The organism is Donghicola tyrosinivorans, from assembly GCF_003003355.1.
Taxonomy (GTDB): Bacteria; Pseudomonadota; Alphaproteobacteria; order Rhodobacterales; family Rhodobacteraceae; genus Donghicola; species Donghicola tyrosinivorans.
On the sequence record NZ_PVTQ01000015.1, the window covers coordinates 22,329 to 41,655 of the forward strand.

General features: G+C 60.6%; 20 protein-coding genes and 1 riboswitch. Of the genes, 12 read left to right on the forward strand and 8 right to left on the reverse strand.

Features of this window, described 5'->3' with window-relative positions; translation table 11 throughout:
* Position 1: 1 nt before the first annotated feature.
* The 4 genes from CLV74_RS17505 (at position 2) to CLV74_RS17520 (ending at position 4,254) form a co-directional block, all read left to right on the forward strand.
* Positions 2-1,510, forward strand: a complete 1,509-nt coding sequence (locus CLV74_RS17505; protein ID WP_106267346.1) for a glycerol-3-phosphate dehydrogenase — start codon at positions 2-4, stop codon at positions 1,508-1,510.
* 3 nt (positions 1,511-1,513) lie between these two features.
* Positions 1,514-2,446, forward strand: a complete 933-nt coding sequence (locus tag CLV74_RS17510; protein WP_106267348.1) for a sugar phosphate isomerase/epimerase family protein — start codon at positions 1,514-1,516, stop codon at positions 2,444-2,446.
* An 83-nt stretch (positions 2,447-2,529) separates the two neighbouring features.
* Positions 2,530-2,662: riboswitch (FMN riboswitch) on the forward strand.
* A gap of 74 nt (positions 2,663-2,736) precedes the next feature.
* Entirely contained in the window at positions 2,737-3,174 is a 438-nt protein-coding gene (locus CLV74_RS17515) for a 6,7-dimethyl-8-ribityllumazine synthase (RefSeq protein WP_106267350.1), read from the forward strand.
* Positions 3,175-3,303: 129 nt separating this feature from the next.
* Positions 3,304-4,254, forward strand: coding sequence for a sugar-binding transcriptional regulator (locus CLV74_RS17520; RefSeq protein WP_245888590.1), 951 nt, complete (start codon positions 3,304-3,306; stop codon positions 4,252-4,254).
* Between the two features lie 81 nt (positions 4,255-4,335).
* Here the strand turns inward: CLV74_RS17520 and fsa are convergent, their stop codons facing one another.
* Together fsa and tkt are read right to left on the reverse strand one after the other, a co-directional pair.
* Complete coding sequence (gene fsa / locus CLV74_RS17525; RefSeq protein ID WP_106267353.1) at positions 4,336-4,989, reverse strand: fructose-6-phosphate aldolase; 654 nt, start codon at positions 4,987-4,989, stop codon at positions 4,336-4,338.
* A gap of 14 nt (positions 4,990-5,003) precedes the next feature.
* Positions 5,004-7,019, reverse strand: a complete 2,016-nt coding sequence (gene tkt / locus CLV74_RS17530) for a transketolase (protein ID WP_106267356.1) — start codon at positions 7,017-7,019, stop codon at positions 5,004-5,006.
* A 171-nt stretch (positions 7,020-7,190) separates the two neighbouring features.
* Between tkt and CLV74_RS17535 the strand changes: the two genes are divergently transcribed.
* The 3 genes from CLV74_RS17535 to derI are packed head-to-tail and all read left to right on the forward strand — an operon-like array spanning position 7,191 to position 9,217.
* Positions 7,191-7,976 carry a DeoR/GlpR family DNA-binding transcription regulator gene (locus CLV74_RS17535; protein ID WP_106267514.1) on the forward strand — a complete coding sequence of 262 codons (786 nt, stop codon included), beginning with the start codon at positions 7,191-7,193 and terminating at the stop codon, positions 7,974-7,976.
* A gap of 1 nt (position 7,977) precedes the next feature.
* Positions 7,978-8,742 (forward strand): triose-phosphate isomerase, encoded by a 765-nt coding sequence (locus CLV74_RS17540; protein ID WP_106267358.1) that lies wholly within the window; start codon positions 7,978-7,980, stop codon positions 8,740-8,742.
* A gap of 22 nt (positions 8,743-8,764) precedes the next feature.
* The gene (gene derI / locus CLV74_RS17545) at positions 8,765-9,217 is read left to right on the forward strand and encodes a D-erythrulose-4-phosphate isomerase (RefSeq protein WP_106267360.1); all 453 of its coding nucleotides are present in this window, start codon (positions 8,765-8,767) and stop codon (positions 9,215-9,217) included.
* A 151-nt stretch (positions 9,218-9,368) separates the two neighbouring features.
* Here the strand turns inward: derI and CLV74_RS17550 are convergent, their stop codons facing one another.
* The 6 genes from CLV74_RS17550 to yghU form a co-directional block, all read right to left on the reverse strand.
* Positions 9,369-10,346 carry a class 1 fructose-bisphosphatase gene (locus CLV74_RS17550; RefSeq protein ID WP_106267362.1) on the reverse strand — a complete coding sequence of 326 codons (978 nt, stop codon included), beginning with the start codon at positions 10,344-10,346 and terminating at the stop codon, positions 9,369-9,371.
* Between the two features lie 169 nt (positions 10,347-10,515).
* A complete protein-coding gene (queF, locus tag CLV74_RS17555; RefSeq protein ID WP_106267364.1) occupies positions 10,516-10,980 on the reverse strand; it encodes a preQ(1) synthase in 465 nt (154 codons plus the stop codon).
* Positions 10,981-10,996: 16 nt separating this feature from the next.
* Positions 10,997-11,704, reverse strand: coding sequence for a 7-carboxy-7-deazaguanine synthase QueE (gene queE, locus CLV74_RS17560; protein ID WP_106267367.1), 708 nt, complete (start codon positions 11,702-11,704; stop codon positions 10,997-10,999).
* A complete protein-coding gene (gene queD / locus CLV74_RS17565) occupies positions 11,701-12,054 on the reverse strand; it encodes a 6-carboxytetrahydropterin synthase QueD (protein ID WP_106267370.1) in 354 nt (117 codons plus the stop codon). The genes queE and queD overlap by 4 nt, the downstream gene beginning before the upstream one ends.
* Positions 12,054-12,764, reverse strand: a complete 711-nt coding sequence (gene queC / locus CLV74_RS17570) for a 7-cyano-7-deazaguanine synthase QueC (protein ID WP_106267372.1) — start codon at positions 12,762-12,764, stop codon at positions 12,054-12,056. The genes queD and queC overlap by 1 nt, the downstream gene beginning before the upstream one ends.
* Positions 12,765-12,884: 120 nt before the next feature.
* Positions 12,885-13,727 carry a glutathione-dependent disulfide-bond oxidoreductase gene (gene yghU / locus CLV74_RS17575; protein WP_425430986.1) on the reverse strand — a complete coding sequence of 281 codons (843 nt, stop codon included), beginning with the start codon at positions 13,725-13,727 and terminating at the stop codon, positions 12,885-12,887.
* Positions 13,728-14,010: 283 nt separating this feature from the next.
* Here yghU and CLV74_RS17580 point away from each other — a divergent pair, with 283 nt between their 5' ends.
* From CLV74_RS17580 to CLV74_RS17600, 5 genes are all read left to right on the forward strand, one after another.
* Complete coding sequence (locus CLV74_RS17580; RefSeq protein WP_106267377.1) at positions 14,011-14,991, forward strand: TRAP transporter substrate-binding protein; 981 nt, start codon at positions 14,011-14,013, stop codon at positions 14,989-14,991.
* A gap of 69 nt (positions 14,992-15,060) precedes the next feature.
* Positions 15,061-15,579 carry a TRAP transporter small permease gene (locus tag CLV74_RS17585; protein WP_106267379.1) on the forward strand — a complete coding sequence of 173 codons (519 nt, stop codon included), beginning with the start codon at positions 15,061-15,063 and terminating at the stop codon, positions 15,577-15,579.
* Positions 15,580-16,857 carry a TRAP transporter large permease gene (locus CLV74_RS17590; protein WP_106267381.1) on the forward strand — a complete coding sequence of 426 codons (1,278 nt, stop codon included), beginning with the start codon at positions 15,580-15,582 and terminating at the stop codon, positions 16,855-16,857.
* A 4-nt stretch (positions 16,858-16,861) separates the two neighbouring features.
* Complete coding sequence (locus CLV74_RS17595; protein ID WP_106267383.1) at positions 16,862-17,656, forward strand: NAD-dependent epimerase/dehydratase family protein; 795 nt, start codon at positions 16,862-16,864, stop codon at positions 17,654-17,656.
* Positions 17,657-17,795: 139 nt separating this feature from the next.
* Entirely contained in the window at positions 17,796-19,307 is a 1,512-nt protein-coding gene (locus CLV74_RS17600; RefSeq protein ID WP_106267385.1) for an aldehyde dehydrogenase (NADP(+)), read from the forward strand.
* The last annotated feature ends 20 nt before the right edge of the window (positions 19,308-19,327 follow it).

Sequence of the window (19,327 nt, forward strand, 5' to 3'; positions counted from 1 at the left end):
CATGACCGAAACGATGGTCGATCTGTTTGTAATCGGCGGCGGGATCAACGGCGCTGGCGTGGCTCGGGATGCAGCGGGGCGGGGCCTGTCGGTGGTGCTGTGCGAAAAGGATGACTTGGCGCAGGGGACTTCTTCACGCTCGGGCAAGCTGGTTCACGGGGGCCTGCGGTATCTGGAGTACTACGAATTCCGTCTGGTGCGCGAAGCCCTGATCGAGCGTGAAGTGCTGATGAACGCCGCGCCCCATATCATCTGGCCCATGCGCTTTGTCCTGCCCCATTCGCCCGATGACCGGCCAGCGTGGTTGGTGCGGTTGGGGCTGTTTCTGTACGATCACCTTGGTGGGCGCAAAAAGCTGCCCGGCACCCGCACCCTGAACCTGCGCCGCGATCCCGAAGGGGCGCCGATCATGGATCAGTATACGCGGGGCTTTGAATATTCCGATTGCTGGGTCGATGACGCCCGCCTTGTGGTTTTGAACGCCGTGGACGCTGCCGAGCGTGGCGCAACGGTTCTGACCCGCACTGCCTGCACCAGTGCCCGCCGCGAAGGTGGTGCATGGACCGTGACCACCAAGAACAGTGTCACGGGCGAAGAGCGTACCTATCGCGCCAAATGCATCGTGAATGCGGCGGGGCCGTGGGTGTCGCAGGTGATCAACAACGTCGCGGGATCAAACTCGACCCGCAACGTGCGTTTGGTCAAAGGCAGCCACATTATCGTGCCGAAATTCTGGGAAGGGCAGCAGGCCTATCTGGTACAGAACCACGATAAGCGCGTGATCTTTATCAACCCCTATGAGGGCGACAAGGCGCTGATTGGCACCACCGACATCAGCTATGAGGGCCGCGCCGAAGAGGTGACGGCGGATGAGTCCGAGATCGACTATCTGATCAAGGCCGTGAACCGCTATTTCAAGGAAAAGCTGCGGCGCGAGGATGTGGTGCAAAGCTTCTCTGGCGTGCGGCCCTTGTTTGACGACGGGCAGGGCAACCCTAGCGCCGTGACGCGGGACTATGTGTTCGATATTGACGATCAAGGCGGCGCGGTGATGCTGAACATCTTCGGCGGCAAGATCACCACCTTCCGCGAACTGGCCGAGCGTGGCCTGCACAAGATCGCCGACTACTTCCCGCAGATGACGGGGGATTGGACCGAAACCGCACCGCTGCCCGGTGGTGATATGCCGAACGCCGACTATGAAGCGTTTCGCGAACAGATGAAGGCCAATTATCCGTGGATGCCCCGCGTCCTGCGCAAGCACTACGGGCGGCTTTACGGCACCCGCATCGCGCAGATCGCGGCTGGGGCCACGTCGCTGGACGGGCTGGGGCGGCACTTTGGCGGCAACCTTTATGAGGCCGAGGTGACCTATCTGGTCCAAAACGAATGGGCGCAGACCGCCGAGGATATCCTCTGGCGGCGCACCAAGCACCGTTTGCATCTGACGCAGGCCGAACAGGCCGCCTTTACCGAGTGGTTTGACACACAGTTCCAGAAAGCGGCGTAACCCATGGCTTTGACACTTTCTTTGAACACCAATCCGTTGGTGAACCGTTTCGCTGACCCTGATGATTTTATTGACACCGTCGCGCGCGATCTGAAAATTCGCGATTTGCAGCTTACCCATGAGTTTATCAATCCCAGCTGGCAGGCCAGCACCATCCGCCGTCTGACCCGCCAGATGAAGGCGGCGATGGACCGGACCGGTGTGCGCGTGACCAGCGGCATGACGGGGCCTTACGGGCGGCTGAACCACTTTGGCCATCCGGACCGTGACGTGCGGCGTTATTACGTGGATTGGTTCAAGGCGTTCTCGGACATCATTGCCGACCTTGGCGGTACGTCCGTGGGCACTCAGTTCGCGATCTTTACCTATCAGGACTATGACGATGCGCAGCGCCGCGAAGACCTGATCCAGATCGCCATCGACTGCTGGGCCGAGGTGGCCGAGCACGCCAAGGGCGCAGGGCTGGACTATGTGTTCTGGGAGCCGATGAGCATCGGTCGTGAATTCGGTGAAACCATCGATGCCTGTATGCAGCTGCAAGAACGCCTGACTGCCGCGGATATGCCGATCCCCATGTGGATGATGGCCGATATCGATCATGGCGATGTGACCAGTGCGAACCCTGATGACTTTGATCCCTACGCGTGGGCGCGGGCGGTGCCGAAGGTCAGTCCGATCATCCACATCAAGCAATCACTGATGGATAAGGGCGGGCACCGTCCCTTTACCGCCGCCTTCAACGCTAAGGGTCGTATCCAGCCCGAACCGCTGCTGGCGGCTTTTCAAGAGGGCGGGGCGCAGGACAATGAAATTTGCCTCGAGCTATCGTTCAAAGAGCGCGAACCCAACGACAGAGAGGTGATTCCGCAGATCGCTGAAAGCATCGCGTTCTGGGCGCCGCACATCGATAGCGGCGTGCAGGACCTGAATATTTAGGTCGACGTAGGGGCGAAAGGCGCGTTTGGCCCGAAAAAGTCGCCTGTGGTGCTTGAACTTGGGCGCAGGGGCAGGCACATCTAAGACGTTCTCAGGGCGGGGTGAAATTCCCCACCGGCGGTTATAGCCCGCGAGCGCCTGCCACAGCGGCAGGGTCTAGCAGATCCGGTGAAATTCCGGGGCCGACGGTTAAAGTCCGGATGGAAGAGGATGGTCAGTGGCAGCGCCTTCGTGCGGGGCCAGTGGCTTCTATCGCCTTGGGACCATTTGATAATACCAAGGATGGTTCCATGACTGAAAAACTGAATATCGCCTTCATCAAAGCTCGTTGGCACGCGGACATCGTCGATCAGGCGCTGGCTGGGTTCAAAGCCGATATGGATGGCTCTGATGTGGCTTATGATCTGACCACCATCGACGTGCCGGGAGCGTTTGAAATGCCCCTGCTGGCGAAAAAGCTGGGTGAGACCGGCAAGTACGACGCCATCGTCTGCGCCGCGCTGGTGGTGGATGGCGGCATCTACCGTCACGACTTTGTGGCCCAAGCGGTTGTGACCGGCCTGATGGACGCGCAGCTGGCGACCGGCGTTCCGACCTACTCGGTCTCACTGACGCCGCACCACTTCCAGCCGAGCCAGGAGCACACCGGCTTTTACTATGACCACTTCGTGAAAAAAGGCGCAGAGGCCGCGCATGCGGTCCGCATGGTCGCAGCGATCAACATCTGATAGCGCAACGCGAAGAGCATCTGATAAGAAAAGGGCGGTCCTGCACGGATCGCCCTTTTTTCTAGAAAGCGCTTTACCTTTCTGGAATTTTTTTACAACATCGGTAAAATTTTTCAGGAGATCAAGGGTTTGGCCAAGAACGGCGCAAATATCGATGCGGATATGTCTTTGTGCCTACGGGCAGCGTGGCTGCATTACGCGGGCGGTTTGACACAGGCCGCCGTGGCCAAGCGGCTGGGGGTCCCTTCGGTGAAGGCCCATCGCCTGATCGCCCGTGCCGTGGCCGAAGGCGCGGTGAAGATCACCGTTGAAGGCGATATCGTGGAATGCGTCGGCCTTGAGGTGGCGCTGTGTGACCGCTTTGGGCTGGAGTTCTGCGAGGTTGCGCCCGACATCGGAGAAGAGGGGCTGCCGCTGCGGACCTTGGGTCTTGCCGGTTCCAGCTATCTTAAGCGCGAATTGGAGAACGGCGACTACGCGGTCATCGGTTTGGCCCACGGGCGGACGTTGGCTGCGATGGTCCAGCAGTTGCCTCGGATGGAGTTGCTGCAACAGCGCTTTGTGTCCTTGCTTGGCGGGCTGGCACGGAACTTTTCAGCGAACCCCCATGAGGTGATGCACCGGCTGGCGGAAAAGACCGGCGCGCAGGCCTTTATGATGCCGGTGCCGTTCTTTGCGAACTCGGTCGAGGATCGCGAGGTCATGCTGCACCAGAAAGGCGTGGGCGCGGTCTTCGAGATGGCCAACAGCGCCGATCTGAAGGTGGTGGGCATCGGCACGGTCGAGCCTGACGCGCAACTGGTCAGCTCTGGCATGATCGAGCCGAGCGAAATTCAGGAAATCGCCGCTGCCGGCGGGCGGGGCGAGATGTTGGGGCATTTCTTTGATGCCAGCGGCGGCGTGATGGAGACCACCCTGACCGCGCGCACCTTGGGCGCCAGCATGAATGAGGGCGACCGGATCGTGGCGATTGCGGGCGGGCCGGGTAAGGTTGAGGCGATCCACGCGGTGCTGTCCAGCGGCAAGCTGACAGGGCTGATCACCGATGAGCTGACCGCGCAGGCCCTACTGGCGCGATAAGCGGCGATCAGCCGTTATCAAAAGGAAAAGCGGCCCCCAAAGAGGGCCGCTTTGCTGTATTCTTTGATTGTCGCCCCGTGATTACAGGACGGACTGACCGGTTGCGGCCCAATCCTTGGCGAACTGCTCAAGGCCTTTGTCGGTCAGAACGTGCTTTGCCAGACCTTTGATGACTGCGGGCGGGATGGTCGCAACGTCTGCGCCAACCAGAGCCGCGTCTTTTACGTGGTTCGCGGTGCGGATCGAGGCAGCAAGGATTTCGGTCTCGAAGCCGTAGTTGTCGTAGATGTCACGGATTTCCGAGATCAGTTCCATGCCGTCGATGTTGATGTCATCCAGACGACCGATGAAGGGGCTGATGTAGGTCGCGCCTGCTTTTGCCGCCAGCAGAGCCTGATTGGCGCTGAAGCACAGGGTCACGTTGGTTTTGATGCCCTTCTGCGAGAAGTAGCGGCATGCTTTCAGACCGTCGAGGGTCAGGGGCAGCTTGATCACGACGTTGTCGGCGATCTTTGCCAGATGCTCGCCTTCAGCGACCATGCCGTCATAGTCCATCGCGGCGACTTCTGCCGAGACGGGGCCTTCGACCAGCTCGCAAATTTCGGCGATGACTTCTTTGAAGTCACGGCCCGATTTTGCGATCAGGCTGGGGTTGGTGGTCACACCATCCAGCAGGCCGTAATCGTTCAGTTCCTTGATGTCCTCGACAACTGCGGTATCGACGAAGAATTTCATGGCTTCTCTCCTGGTTAGCCCATCCGTGCGTTTGCACGTGCGATGATGGCCTCTTTGGTAATTCCGAATTGTTCATACAGCGCCTCGGCGGGGGCCGAAGCACCAAAGCTGGTCATGCCGATCACATCGTCCTCGCTGGCCACATAGCGGGTCCAACCGAACTTTGCTGCGGCCTCGATGGCGATGCGCGGGGCGTTGCCCAGAGTCGCGGCCTTATAATCATCATCTTGGGTCTCGAACAACTCCCAGCTTGGCATTGAAACCACAGCTACGGATTTTCCGGCCTCATGCAGAGCCTCAGCTGCTTCAACGGCAAGGGAAACTTCGGTGCCGGTGGCCAGAAGGGTGACGTCGCGTCCCGCGCCGTACTGACGGATGACATAGGCGCCCTTGGCGCTGAGGTTTTCGCCGCTTTCTTCGCCGCGCAGTTGCGGCACGCCCTGACGGCTGAGCGCCAGAAGCGACGGGGTTTTCGCGCTGCGCATGGCAATGTCCCAGCATTCCAGCGTTTCCACCACATCGGCGGGGCGGAAGGTGTAGAGATTGGGCATAGCACGAAGCGAGGCCAGATGCTCCACCGGCTGGTGGGTGGGGCCGTCTTCGCCAAGACCGATAGAATCGTGGGTCATGACGTAGACAGTGGGGATTTCCATCAGGGCCGAGAGGCGGATGGCGTTGCGCACGTAGTCCGAGAACACCATGAAGGTGCCACCGTAAGGGCGCAGGCCGCCGTGGACCAGCATGCCGTTCATGGCCGCACCCATCGCAAATTCGCGCACGCCATAGCCCACATAGCGGCCAGATTTGGCGGCGGTGAACTGGCTGTCCACGGCCTTGACGCGGGTCAGGTTCGAGCCGGTCAGGTCCGCCGAGCCGCCGATCATCTCAGGCAGGGCGGGGGTGATGGCCTCAAGGGCGATCTGGCTGGCCTTGCGCGTGGCGACCTTTTGGGGATTGGCGAAAAGGGCGGCGCGGGCGTCCGCGATGGCCTTATCGTAGGCTGCAGGCAGAGCACCCGTCAGGCGGCGGTTGAATTCGGTGCGGGTGGCGGTGTCTTTGGTGGCAAGGCGGCCTTCCCACATCTTGCGGGCCTCTGCGCCACGGACGCCGATATCGCGCCATTGACCCAGCAGGTCATCCGGAATGTGGAAAGGTTCGGCCGTCCAGCCAAGGGCAGCCTTGGCGGCAGCGGCCTCATCCTTGCCAAGGGGCGAGCCGTGGCTGCTGGCGGTGCCTGCTTTGTTGGGCGCGCCAAAGCCGATGACGGTCTTCATGGCGATGAGGCTGGGTTTGCCGGTTTCCACCTTCGCTGCGGCCATCGCCGCGTCCAGTTCCACAGGGTTGTGGCCGTCGCAGGACTGTACGTGCCAGCCACAGGCCGCCAGACGGGCAGGGATATCTTCGCTGAACGAGACCGAGGTCGGGCCGTCAATGGTGATCTCATTGTCATCGTAAAGCACGACCAGTTTGCCAAGGCCAAGGTGTCCCGCAAGGCTGATCGCCTCTTGGCCGATGCCTTCCTGAAGGCAACCGTCGCCAAGGAACACATAGGTGTGGTGATCGACCAGATCGCTGCCGAACTCATCGGCCAGACGGCGCTCGGCCATGGCCATGCCGACGGCATTTGCGATGCCTTGGCCGAGGGGGCCGGTGGTGGTTTCGATTCCCTTGGCGTGGCCATATTCTGGGTGGCCTGCGGTGATCGCGCCTTGCTGGCGGAAGTTCTTGATCTGCTGGAGAGTCATGTCCTCATAACCGGTCAGGTGCAGCAGGCTATAGAGAAGCATGGACGCGTGGCCGTTCGACAGGACTACGCGGTCGCGGTCGGGCCAGTCAGGATTTTTCGCGTCGAATTTCAGGTGGTTGCGGAACAGAACGGTGGCTGCGTCCGCCATGCCCATAGGCGCGCCGGGGTGACCGGAATTCGCGGCCTCGACCGCGTCGATCGACAGGGCGCGGATGCAATTGGCCAGAGCAAAGGTTTCAGGATCAAGAGCGGCTTTTTCGGAAACGGAAAAATCTTTGGGCATGTGAGTCCTCCTCATATGGCGCTGGTGTTAGCGCCCAAACTGACTCGTCACAAGAAAAAATCACAAAATCACAAAATTCATGTTGATCATGTTATGTTTGATGTTACGACTGCATCCAGCGTTTCGCTGAGGTATTTGGACCAAAGTGAAACAGAAGAAGGCTCTGGGGTGATGAAACGGGACGACAGGCAGGCGGCGATTATGGACCTCTTGGTCGAGCAGGGCTCGGTCGAGTTGGAAGATCTTGCGCAGCGTTTTGCCGTGTCCAAGATGACGATCCACCGCGATCTGGATGAGTTGGAGCAGGCGGGCGTTCTGCGGAAAATCCGTGGCGGCGCGACCACCGAGGCGGGCACGCAGTTCGAATCCGATTTCCGCTTTCGCGAGCGGCGCAGTGGCGCGGCGAAAGAGCGGATGTGCGATGCGGCCTTGGCGCTGGTTGAGCCCGGGATGACGGTGATGATCAACGACGGCTCGACCGCGGCCGTTCTGGGGCGGCGGCTGGTGGAAAAGCGGCCCCTGACGGTGATCACCAATAATGCCGCTGTGATCGATGCCCTGCGCGATGAAAGCGGGATCACTCTGATCACTTTGGGCGGCACCTATTCCGCCAAATTCAACGCCTATTTCGGTGTGGTGACCGAAGGGTCGCTGGCGCAGTTGCGGGCCGATATCGCCTTTATCTCGGTGCCTGCGGTGGCGGGGATGGAGGCGTTTCATATGGATGACGAGGTGGTGCGCGCCAAGCGTGCCATGCAGCATGCGGCGCGGCAGAATGTGCTGTTGGTGAACCATGCCCGTTTTGATCGGACAGCCCTGCACAAGCTGTGCGATCTGACAGACTACGCCGCGATTATTACCGATGACACTCCTTCTGACGCCGCGCAGCAGGCGCTGGCGCAGGGCGGGGTGTCTTTGACCATTGCGACTGGGACTATTGCTACGGGGAGGACCTGAGATGACCGCTGACTTTTGGATCGGCACCAGCTGGAAGATGAACAAAACGTTGGCCGAGGCGGTAGATTTCGCCGAGGCTTTGGCCGCGGCGGATGGCGGGCGCGATGACCGCATCCAGCGTTTTGTCATCCCGTCGTTTACCAATGTGCGTCAGGTGAAAGAGATCCTGAAGGATACCTCGGTCAAGGTCGGGGCGCAGAACATGCATTGGGCCGATGAGGGGGCTTGGACCGGCGAAGTCTCGCCCCTGATGCTGAAGGACTGCGATCTGGATATCGTGGAACTGGGTCATTCAGAACGCCGCGAGCATTTCGGGGAAACCGATGAGACCGTGGGCCTGAAGACCGAAGCAGCGGTGCGTCATGGTCTGATCCCGCTGATCTGCATTGGCGAGACCTTACCCGAACGTGAAGCTGGCCGCGCCGCCGAAGTACTGGAAGCGCAGGTGCGCGGTGCTTTGTCGAAGCTGTCCGAAGACCAGAAAGCCGCGCCAATCCTGCTGGCCTATGAGCCGGTCTGGGCGATTGGCGTGAACGGCATTCCCGCGACCTCTGACTACGCTGACTCCCGTCAGGCCGAGATCATCGCCGTGGCGCAGGATGTTTTGGGGCGCAAGGTACCTTGCCTTTATGGCGGCTCGGTCAATCCGGAGAACTGTGAAGAACTGATTTCCTGCCCGCATATTGACGGGTTGTTTATCGGCCGCAGCGCGTGGAACGTCGCAGGCTATCTGGACATTCTGGCGAAATGCGCGGCCAAGATTTGATCTCTGACGGAGGATAATACCAATGAAAATTGCAGTAGCAGGCGATAGCGCGGGCGAAGGTCTGGCCAAGGTTCTGGCAGATTATCTGGGCGCAAAATATGAGGTGTCCGAGGTATCGCGCACCGATGAAGGCCCTGACGCCTTTTATGCGAACCTGTCGGATCGCGTCGCGAACGGCGTGCTGGATGGCACCTATGACCGCGCCATTTTGTGCTGTGGCACCGGCATCGGCGTGTGCCTGTCGGCCAACAAAGTGCCCGGCATCCGCGCGGCGCAGACCCATGATACCTACTCGGCCGAGCGGGCGGCGCTGTCGAACAACGCGCAGATCATCACCATGGGCGCGCGTGTGATCGGCACGGAACTGGCCAAGGCGATTGCTGACGCCTTCCTGTCGAACAGCTTTGACGAAGGCGGGCGGTCCGCTGGCAACGTGGACGCCATCAACGCGCTGGATACGAAATACCGCAAGTGACCTCCCAGGGCTTGCGGGAAGGGGCGCTGTGCTTGCGAAGGCACGGCGCTCTTTTGTTTTTGCCGCTTCGTTTACGTGGGTGTCGATACGTACGTCGCTAAAGGCGACGGGGATGACGTGGTCGCGGCCCCTTGCAGGGCCGCGCTAGGCGTTACTTTTCGGCTTCCATGCAGCGCAGGTAAGCCTCGACCTCTTCTTTGGCGCCAAAGATCAGGGCCGAATGTTCGTGGCCGTCGGTGGCAACCTTATCAAGGATCGGCTGGTGGCCATCGGTGGCCAGACCGCCAGCGGCCTGCATCAGATAGGCCATCGGCATTGCCTCATAGACCAGACGCAGGCGGCCGTTCTCATAGCCTTCGCGGCGGTCGCCGGGGTAGAGGAACATGCCCCCTTGCAGCAGGATGCGGTGCAGGTCGCCCACGGCAGCGGCAGGCCAGCGCATGTTGTAGTTCTTGCCGCGCGGGCCATCCTTGCCGGCCAGAATCTCGTCGATATAGGCGGTCATGCCAGCACCCCAGTGGCGGGCGTTCGATCCGTTGTAAGCGATGACCTTGGTGTCGGGCGCGATGGTCACATTTTCGGCGCTGACGCGCAGCTGGTCGCTGGCGCGGTCATAAACGGCGATGGTGACGCCTTCGTCGATGGCAAAGCCGAAGTCCAGTGAGTGCCCGAACGAGGCATAGCCCGCAGCGGCGATGGTGTGACCGTCCTGAAGAAAGCCCTTGTCCGATGCGGGAACCACCGTGAACAGCATGCCAAGGATCGCGCCGACGCCGATGCTGCCAGAGCCGTCAATCGGGTCGATGGCAACGTCATAGGCGCCGTCTTCGTTCAGGGTCAGAACCTCTTCGGATTCCTCGGATAGCATCAGGCGGACGCCTGCGGCTTTCAGGACATCGACCATGTAGACATGGGTGCCAAGGTCCAGCGCCTTTTGCTTGTCGCCGCTTTCATTGACGCCAACGATGGCTGCTGGATCTCCGTACAACGCCCCTGCTGCCAGGCGGTCCGCGATGGGCATCAGCGAATCCGCGATGGCCTGAATGATCTGCGCCGGACCGCTGCGGCGGGCCAGATAATCGTTCAGAGGTTCTGCTGTGCAGGGGGTGTGGTTTGTCAATTCCAGCATGGTCTGCCTTTCGTCTCAATGCCCTTTTCGCGGCCCTCTTGGGGCGCGTAATCGCGGTGACACTAGCCATAGCGCCCCAAAGCAACAAGCGTGCAACGGGTCGCAAGGGCCGCTTTCATCCATGTTTGCTTAAAATAAAAGGCGCCCGAATGGGGCGCCTTGGAGTGTCTTAGCCGCGGCCACGGTAGGGCGGTACGCCTTGGTCAGGGATCCAGACCCCTTCGGGTATGGGGCCGGTTTGGTAATGCACATCAATCGGGATGCCGCCGCGCGGATACCAATAGCCGCCGATCCGAAGCCACTTGGGCTCCAGAAAATCGGCCAGACGCCGCGCGATAGAGATGGTGCAATCCTCATGGAAGGCGCCGTGGTTACGGAATGAGCCAAGAAAGAGTTTCAGCGACTTGGATTCAACCAGCCATTCGCCCGGCACGTAGTCGATCATCAGATGGGCAAAGTCCGGTTGGCCGGTCATCGGGCACAGCGAGGTAAACTCGGGCGCGGTGAAACGCACGTTGTAAAGGACGTCCGCCTGCGGATTCTGCACGCGCTCCAGTTCGGCCTCATCGAGGCTTTGGGGCATGACGGTTGCGCCGCCAAGCTGCTTGAGATTGCTGTAGATGCTGTCGGTCATGGGTCAGTATCCTGTGTCAGACGCCGCGCTTGTTGCCCCAGATCAGGACATGCAGTTGCGGCAGGATGCGGGGGGCGAACCAGCGGTCCGCCATGGTCTTTTCGGTCAGCCAAAGCAAACGGTCGGCCAAGGCTTGGGGATCGACGGGCGTGTCGGGGTCTACCTCGGGGTTGCCCGGTTGCAGAAAGAACGGCAGGTCGGGGTAGGTGGCCTGCGCGGCCTTGGCCCAAAGGTAGTCCTGATCATCAAAGATCACGACCTTCATGACGATTTTGCCCGCGCCCTTTGCCATCTCTAGGCAGGTGTCCAGCGCGTCCCAGTCCACGACCTCGCCGCTAGAGGGGGGCTTGGGCGACAGAACCAGCGTGTCCAGTTCCGCAAACCACGGCTTGGCGATGCTGCCTTGGGTTTCGCAGGCAAAGCGATAGCCCATAGCCTTGCCGATGGTGATCAGCGGGCCAAAGTCCTGAATGGCGGGGTTGCCGCCACTAAGGCTGACGGTCAGGGGCTGGCCGCCGGACAGCTCGTCCACGCGCTCCCAGACTTCCGCGGGTTGCATGGGGAACCATGTGTCGCGGTAGGCGCTGTCCACTGCGTGCAGGCTGTCGCACCAGCTGCAGCGGTAATCACAGCCGCCGGCGCGGACAAAGACAGTAGGCTCGCCGATCAAGGCACCTTCGCCCTGAATGGTGGGGCCGAAGATTTCGGCAATGCGTAGGGTCATGGACGGTACTCTGCCCAGGTTTTTGGAGTTTCACTGACCTTCACCGCACTGGTTTCAGGCCAGCGGGATTTGCACCAGTCAAAGAAATGCTTGGCCATGTTCTCGGCGGTCGAATGGCCTTCCATCACGTCGTTCAGATGACGGTGATCAAAGGAGTCGTCGATATAGGTCTTCAGCGGCTTGAGCTCATGGTAATCACGGACAAAGCCGTCGCTGTTCAGCGTGGCTGATGCCAGTTCCACCACCACGATGTAGTTGTGGCCGTGCAAGCGGGCGCACTGGTGGTCCGCAGGCAAGTGGGTCAACTGGTGCGAGGCGGAAAAGTGGAATTCCTTACTGATCCGGAACATCACTTCACTCCTTTCGCGGCAGCGTCTGCTACGGCCTTTTCCCAGAAATCCGGGTCTTCGTAGATGGTGGGGTCTTGGACGCCTGCCAGATGGAATGCCTCGCGCCGCTCAACGCAGGTGCCGCAGCGGCCGCAGTGATGTGCGCCGCCCTTGTAGCAGGACCATGTGTCCGCAAAGGGGGTGTTGTGTTTCGCCCCTTCGGTCACGATGTCCGCTTTGCTGCGGTGGACGAAGGGCGTGTAAAGCGAGACATCGGCATAGCCGTCCAGCGCGGCCTTTTGCATGACCTCGAAGGCTTGCGTAAAGGCAGGGCGGCAGTCGGGGTAGATAAAGTGGTCCCCCCCATGCACGGCTGTCGCCACAGCATCATCTTTGTTCGCCGCTGCCACGCCAAAGGCGATGGCCAGCATGATGGCGTTGCGGTTGGGGACCACGGTGATCTTCATGGTCTCTTCCGCGTAATGGCCGTCCGGCACGTCGATGTTGTCCGTCAGGGCTGAGCCGGTCAGCGCGGCGCCGATCGGGCGCATGTCGATGATGTCATGGGGCACGCCAAGGCGCGTGGCGGCGCGGGCCGCATAGTCCAGTTCTTTGCGGTGGCGCTGTCCGTAGTCAAAGGACACCAGACGGGTCAGCGTGTGCTGGTCCGCCACCATGTGGGCGAGGGATACGGAATCCAGTCCGCCCGAGCAGATTACGATCGTTTTCATCATTGTCCCTTGTTTTGATGTACCGGGTAGGCTGCGACCGGTGTGCGGGGGCCATATAACGAAACTGCGCCGCCCTGCAAGCAGGACGGCGCGAAAGTCGCTGTCATGTGACTGTCGGGATCAGAGGCCGAGGGCTTTGAAATCCGCCGCGCTGTGACGTTCGGCCAAGGTGCCTTCATTGGTTCGGTTTACGATGCTGCCACGCTTGACCGCAGGGCGGGCGGCCAGATCGGCGGCCCAACGGGTGACGTTTTCATATTCGGCAACGTTCAGGAACTTGTCCGAGCCGCTGTAAAGACGGCCTTCGACCAGACCGCCGTACCACGGGTAAATCGCCATATCCGCGATTGAATAGTCGTCGCCGGCCACGAATTTGCGATCCGCCAGATTGGTGTCCAGAACGTGCAGCTGACGCTTGGTCTCCATTGTGAAACGGTCGATGGCGTATTGGATTTTCTCCGGTGCGTAGGCGAAGAAATGGCCAAAGCCGCCGCCCACATAGGGGCCAGAGCCCATCTGCCAGAACAGCCAGTTAAACGCCTCGGCGCGGGCGGGGCCGCTGGCGGGCAGGAAGGCACCGAATTTTTCCGCCAGATAGGTCAGGATCGAGCCGCTCTCGAACAGGCGCGTGCCGGTGTCGTGGTCAAAGAGGGCAGGGATCTTGGAGTTCGGGTTGATGCCAACAAAGCCGCTTCCGAACTGGTCGCCGTCCCCGATCTTGATCAGCCATGCGTCATAGTCTGCGCCGGTGTGACCTGCCTCTAGCAGCTCTTCCAGCATGATAGTGACCTTCTGGCCGTTAGGCGTGCCCATGGAATAAAGCTGAAGGGCATGATCGCCCTTGGGCAGTTCCTTGTCGTGGGTTGCACCCGAGACAGGACGGTTGATGTTGGCGAACTCGCCGCCGTTGCCCTTTTCCCAGGTCCAGACTTCGGGGGGCGTGTAAGTGTCGGCCATCGAAATACCTCTTTGAACAAGCGTTGGACGCATACTTAAGGAGTTTGCCCGCAAAAGACACGGGGGCGGCGCGTCTTTTCTGTGAGCTGGTGCGAAGGCCCCTGTGCGCCAAAATCCGAATCAACTTGTATGATGACTAATCAAGATGCTGCAAGTGCATTGGGGCTAAATACAATTGAAATAAGGTTAATCAGGAAAGTTAGATGATGTATTGACACATGATGCCTAAATTCATCATACAAGTTGTCACGTTAGATGGCGCTGCTCTGGCGCCGAGGGAGGACTAGTTATGATGAAGATTTCCAAGTTTGCCGCTGTATCTGTGCTGGCACTGACCACCGTTGCTGGCGCTGCCGGTGCAGAAGAATGGCGCGGTTGGGCGATCCACCCCGAGGATTACCCGAACACTGTGGCCATGCAGGCATTCGCCGACAAAGTGGCCGAAGTTACCGAAGGTCGCGTGACCCCCACCGTTTACGCGAACGGCATTCTGGGCAGCCAGCCCGACGCGATCGAGCAGGTGCGCAGCGGCGCGCTGGCTTGGGCGAACTTCAACATGGGCCCGATGGGCGAAATCGTTCCTGCGACCAACGTTCTGTCGCTGCCCTTCATCTTCCGTGATGTGGACCAGATGCACCACGCTATGGACGGCGCGGTTGGCCAGCAGTTCAGCGACGCGCTGACCGAGGCGGGCATCGTAGCTTTGTCGTGGTACGACAGCGGCTCGCGCAGCTTCTACAACACCAAAAAGCCGATCCACTCGCCTGCCGATATGGAAGGCATGAAGTTCCGGGTGATGAACAACGATCTCTACGTTCAGATGGTTGACCAACTGGGCGGCAACGCGACCCCGATGGCATATGGCGAAGTTTACCAGTCGCTGCAGACCGGCGTGATCGACGGCGCAGAGAACAACTACCCCTCGTATGAGAGCTCGAACCACTACGAGGTTGCCAAGTATTACTCGATCACCAACCACCTGATCATCCCCGAGTGTCTCTGTGTGGCCGCTTCGGTTTGGGAAGGCGTTTCGGACGAGGACAAAGTTGCGATCAAAGCCGCAGCAATGGAATCCGCCCAGTTGCAGCGTCAGCTGTGGGCCGAGCGTGAAGGCGTCAGCCTTGAGAAGGTCAAAGCCTCGGGTGTGGAAGTGAACAACGTGGATGATCCGGCGGCGTTCCAGTCGGCCATGGGTCCGGTCTACGACGGTTTCATCGCCGCGAACCCCGATCTGGCACAGCTGATCGCTGACATTCAGGCCACCGAATAAGATCTGAGTGAAACATGGCGCGTGGCGGTCAAGGGTTGCCGCGCGCTGATTTATCGGCGGGGGAATTGAATGACGACTGAAACACTAACGCCGCACGGGCCGGTTTACCGCGTGCTTGCCGCTATTGCGCAGACCTGTCTGGTTTGTGCAGGCGTGATGCTGGTGACCTTGATCCTGATCTTTGGCTGGCTGGTCTGGGGCCGCTACGTGATGAACGACACCCCCACATGGGTCGAGCAACTGTCCCTTCTGCTGGTAGTCTGGATCACCTTTCTGGGCGCGGCTGCAGGTGTGTGGAACAAAAGCCACCTGTCCATCGATTTCATCCGCGAAATGCTGCCCGATCCCTTGCGCGTGCCGATGCGTTGGCTGGCGGTGATCGGCGTGCTGATCTTTGGCGGCTTTCTTGCGTGGCAAGGCTATGTGCTGGCCGAAAAGACGTGGCCCCGTGTGATCCCGATGCTTGGCATCAACGAAGGCTGGCGCGCGGTGCCTATGGCCATCTGTGGTGCCCTGTCGGTGGTCTTTTCCCTCTATCATCTGGGCGAGTTGGCCCGTGGTGAATACCAGCTAGTAGGAGAGCCGTAAGTGGGCCTGTCTGTACTATTCGGAGTTTTCGCGCTGGGGCTGTTCTGCGGGATGCCTGTGGCATTTGCGCTAGGTTTGGCCTCGGTCGCCGGTTTCCTTTACGAAGGCCTGCCCTTGTTCATCGGCTTCCAGCGGGTGTTGTCGGGCGTGTCGGTGTTCTCGCTGCTGGCGATCCCGTTCTTTATCTTCGCCGGCGAGTTGATGATGCAGGGCGGTATCGCCAACCGTCTGGTCAAGCTGGCCGCCAGTGCCGTGGGATCGCTTCGTGGTGGTCTGGGCGTGGTGAACGTTCTGTCCTCGATGCTGTTTGGCGGGATTTCGGGGTCGGCCGTGGCCGATACCTCGGCGCTGGGATCGATCCTGATCCCCGTGATGAAGGAAAAGGGCTATGATCCAGACTATGCGGTGAACGTGACGGTGACGTCCTCGGTCGCAGGTGTGGTCATCCCGCCCTCGCACAACATGATCCTTTACGCAGTGGCGGCAGGGGGCATGTCGGTGTCCAAGCTGTTCATTGCGGGCATCATTCCCGGTGTTCTGATGTGCCTGTGTCTGGCGCTGGTGGCCTATTGGGTTGCAGTACGCCGTGGCTATCCCGCCGAGACTTTCCCCGGTTTCAAAGCTCTGGGTGTGGCGACTATCGTGGCGCTGCCCGGACTGATGACGGCGGTGATCATCGTAGGCGGCGTGTTGTCGGGCGTGATGACCGTGACGGAATCCGGTGCCTTCGGCGCGATCTGGGCGATCCTTGTGACGACCTTTGTGTACCGTGAACTGACGTGGCCTGCGTTCAAGGCGGCGGTGATCACTTCGGTCCGTACAACGGCGCTGGTGATGCTGCTTGTGGCGACGGCTTCGGCCTTTAGCTACCTCTTGGCCCTCTACCGTGTGCCGGACCTGCTTGCAAATTTTGTTACCGGTATCAGTGACAATCCGATTATCATCCTGTTACTGATCAACCTGATCCTGCTTGTCTTGGGAATGATCATGGATATGGCCGCGCTGATCCTGATTTGTACGCCGATCTTTTTGCCTGTGGCCGTGGGCCTTGGCATGGACCCTGTGCAATTTGGTGTGATCCTGATGATGAACCTTGGCCTTGGTCTGTGTACCCCGCCTGTTGGCGCCTGCCTCTTTGTGGGCTGCGTGGTCGGCAAGGTCAGGATCGAGCAGGCTGTGCGCACGATTGGTCCTTTTTACCTCGCAATTCTGGTGGCCCTGATGTTGGTCACCTACGTCCCGGCATTCTCTATGTTCCTGCCGGGCCTGATGGAGTAACCCGATGAAACGACTATTGATCACTGGTGCCGCTGGCGGCGTGGGCCGCGTGGCCCGCACCCGGCTGGCCCATCTGGCCGATGTTATCCGCCTGTCCGACATTGCCGATCTGGGCGAGGCCGGTCCGAACGAAGAACTGGTCCAGTGCGATCTGTCCGATGAGGCGGCGGTGTTTGAACTGGTCAAGGATTGCGACGCTATCCTTCACTTGGGCGGCGTGTCGATTGAGCGGACCTATGACGAGATTGACGCTGGCAACCTGCGCGGGGTTTATAACCTCTATGAGGCCGCGCGGGCGAACGGGATGCCGCGGATCGTCTTTGCAAGCTCGAACCACACGATCGGGTACTATGAGCAGGACCAGCGTCTGACCGTTGACATGCCGACAAAGCCTGATGGCTGGTACGGGGTGTCCAAGGTCTTTGGCGAGGCGGTGGCCCATATGTACCACCAGAAGTTCGGGCAAGAGACTGCGATCCTGCGTATCGGGTCGCTGTTCGACAAGCCGGTGGACCGCCGGATGATGGCCACATGGTTTAGCTTTGACGATTTCGTTTCCTTGATGGAGCGGGTCTTTGCTGTGCCGCGTCTGGGGTGCCCGACGATCTGGGGGGCCTCGGCCAACACCTGCGGGTGGTGGGACAACAGCCATATCGGCTGGCTTGGCTGGACGCCGAAAGACGACAGCGAGGTATTCCGCGCCGAGATCGAGCAGCAGCCCAAGCGGCCTGCGGATGCGCCGGATGTGATCTACCAAGGCGGCATGTTTACGGCCAATCCGGTGTTCCGGAACGAGTGAAATCTGGATCTCGCTGGATCGGCGTCGGCGCCTTTGGTGCGCTGTGGATCGCCTCCGGCGGGAGTATTTTTATCATGAAGAAGCATTGGCTGCTTTTTGCTGCGTTGTCGCGGCGGGGCGGTTTTGAGGGAGAGTTGTGATGGGGTTTGAACCGCACGGGAAACATCTGGTGGCTGGCGATTGGGTTGCAGGGGATGCAACATTCCAGTCCGAGCCGGCCCATGGGCGCGCGTTTGCCTTTTCAGTGGGAACGCCGGCTTTGGTGGATCAGGCTTGCGCGGCCGCGGAAGAGGCGTTCTGGTCTTATGGCTATTCCAGCCGCGAAGAGCGGGCGGCTTTTTTGAATGCGATTGCCGATGAGATCGACGCGCGCGGTGATGCGATCACCGAGATCGGCTCGTCCGAGACCGGTCTGCCTGAGGCCCGCCTGCAGGGCGAGCGCGGGCGGACTGTGGGCCAGTTGCGCCTGTTTGCCGCGCATATTCTGGCAGGGGATTATCTGGACCGGCGCCATGATGCGGCTTTGCCGGATCGGGCGCCCTTGCCGCGTCCCGATCTGCGGATGATGCAGCGGCCTATCGGGCCGGTTGCGGTCTTCGGGGCCTCGAACTTTCCGCTGGCTTTCAGCGTCGCGGGTGGCGATACGGCCAGCGCTTTGGCGGCGGGCTGTCCGGTGGTGGTGAAGGGCCATAGCGCCCATCCCGGCACCGGCGAAATCGTGGCCGAGGCGATTGCCGCAGCGATTGCCAAATGCGGTGTCCATCCCGGTGTGTTCAGCCTGATCCAGGGTGGCAAGCGCGATGTGGGGACGGCTTTGGTGACCCATCCGCTGATCAAGGCAGTGGGTTTTACCGGCAGTCTTGGCGGTGGCCGCGCCTTGTTTGATCTGTGCGCACAGCGCGACGAGCCGATCCCGTTCTTTGGCGAGCTTGGCTCGGTCAACCCGATGTTCATGCTGCCCGAAGCTGTGGCCGCCCGCGGCGCGGCGCTGGGGCAGGGATGGGCGGCGTCCCTGACCATGGGGGCGGGCCAGTTCTGCACAAACCCCGGTATTGCGGTGGTTCTGGAAGGCCCCGAAGGCGAGGCCTTTGCCGTGGCAGCCCGTGAGGCGCTGTCCGAGGTGAGCGCTCAGGTCATGCTGACGGACGGGATTGCGGCGGCCTATCGGGACGGGCGCGATCGGGTTCAGGGTGCGGGCGTTCAGGAGCTGTTGACCAGCATGTGCGATCAGCGCAACGCAACGCCGTATCTCTTCCGCACCACCGGCGCCGAGTGGCTGGAGAACCATGTGCTGGCCGAAGAGGTCTTTGGCCCCTTGGGGCTGATCGTGACGGTCAAGGATATGGACGAGATGGCGCGGATTGCCTGCAGCCTTCAGGGCCAGCTGACTTGCACCCTGCATATGGACGACGGCGATGCAGATGCCGCCCGCCGCCTGCTGCCGATATTGGAGCGCAAGGCGGGCCGCGTGCTGGCCAACGGCTTCCCCACCGGCGTCGAGGTTTGCGACAGCATGGTTCACGGCGGACCCTATCCCGCGTCTACCAACTTTGGTGCGACCTCCGTCGGCACCCTGGCCATCCGCCGCTTCCTGCGGCCCGTGTGCTACCAGAACATCCCCGCCAGCGTTCTGCCGAACGATCTGGTGTGACGATCCCATTCCAAGGAGAC